The sequence below is a fragment of the Desulfonatronospira sp. MSAO_Bac3 genome (assembly GCF_003838035.1).
In the GTDB taxonomy this organism is placed as follows: domain Bacteria; phylum Desulfobacterota; class Desulfovibrionia; order Desulfovibrionales; family Desulfonatronovibrionaceae; genus Desulfonatronospira; species Desulfonatronospira thiodismutans.
On sequence record NZ_QYZY01000233.1, the window covers coordinates 1 to 1368 of the forward strand.

Annotated in this window: 1 protein-coding gene; it reads right to left on the bottom strand. The window is 53.4% G+C overall.

Annotated elements, in window-relative coordinates; genetic code table 11:
- Positions 1–1159, bottom strand: a 1159-nt coding sequence (locus tag D5S03_RS07910) for an EAL and HDOD domain-containing protein (RefSeq protein WP_287043377.1), incomplete at its 3' end; no start/stop codon positions are given.
- Positions 1160–1368: the final 209 nt, after the last annotated feature.

Genomic DNA, 1368 nt, shown 5'->3' on the forward strand with positions numbered 1-1368 from the left:
AAAAGTCCCTGGCCCAGCCCATGGCCCAGGAATAGGACATGGCCACTTTCCTGGGGTGCAGGCCCAGTTGGGATATCAGGGCATCGACATTTTCCCAGTCACCTTTTTCAAAGGCTATGGCCAGGTCAAGCCAGGGAAGATAGAAGCTCTCCTCCCGGCACAGGGCCTTTTTTATGTCCTCGTCAATAGGCAGGTCCTGGACCACGTTTTCCATGGGCATGTCGAAAACAGCATCCAGAAGCGACAGAAGTCCCAGCATGAAAAGGGCATCCGGCTGGGGCCACTCATCTTTGGTGGGAAAAACCATAAGCTCCAGAAACCTTCCCATCAGGGCGGCGGCAAAGGGAAGTTCAGAGGGTTTACTCTGGGGGGTGACGTCCCGCAGCAGGCACAGCTGCAGAAAAGTCCTCAGGTTTTTAAAACCCACATAGGTCAGGGCCCGCCGGATGGTCTTGATGGGGGTCAGCATGCCGAAGCTGGCGGAATTGACGTAGCGAAGCAGCCGGTAAGTCAGGGATACCTCCTTTTCCAGCAAAGAGGCCAGTTCATCCAGATCAGGCTCCTCCTGCTGCAGCACCTGGAAAATCTTGAGGCGCATGATCTGATGCGTGGACAGGTTGGCTCCTTTGAGAGTCTCGGGCCTTTTAAAGAAATATCCCTGAAAATAACTGATATTTTTTTCCTGCAGCTTCTGGAAGGTTTCCACGTCCTCTATGCGCTTGGCCATGACCGCAACATCGCTTGTGTCAATCTCCTGCAGTCCCTCGCCGGCCACCCCGGCATCCAGGATGAAAATATCCGCCAGGTCCCTCCATCTGCTGATCTCCCCTGGCTTTCCGTCCACGGCGATACGGTATCCGTCTTTCTTGAGCTCGGCCAGGGCCTGCTCCAGCTCATGGCCACCCGGGGTATGGCCTGTGATTTTGACTATGGTGTTCTGGGGGGGAAGGGCATAAGGGGCGTTGTGCACAATGGCCTCGTAGGAAAAGTTGACCATGATGAATTTCTCCCCCTTCATGTTCAAAAAAGGGGATACGTAGGAAGCCTGAATCACACTCAGGGTCGCGTCTTCCGGGTTGCTGAACACAGCCCCGGCGGATTCTTCATCCGAGCGGTAAAAGAGTTCATACCCCTGCAGTCTCTTTTTGGCATTGAACACCGGTTGCCTGCCAACAAAGAGAGGTTCAACAGTCCAAGGTAACGGCTTTTCTTCTTGCATATCTTCTTCCTTTTCAGGCATTTATGTTTGCAAGCCAGAGAGGTTATGTTCAATTATTGTATTTCTCCGGCCCAGACAAATGACGGGCCTTTTGTCTTTTTGGCCTGGTACATGGCCTTGTCCGCTGTATTCACCAGGCGGTCCAGGGT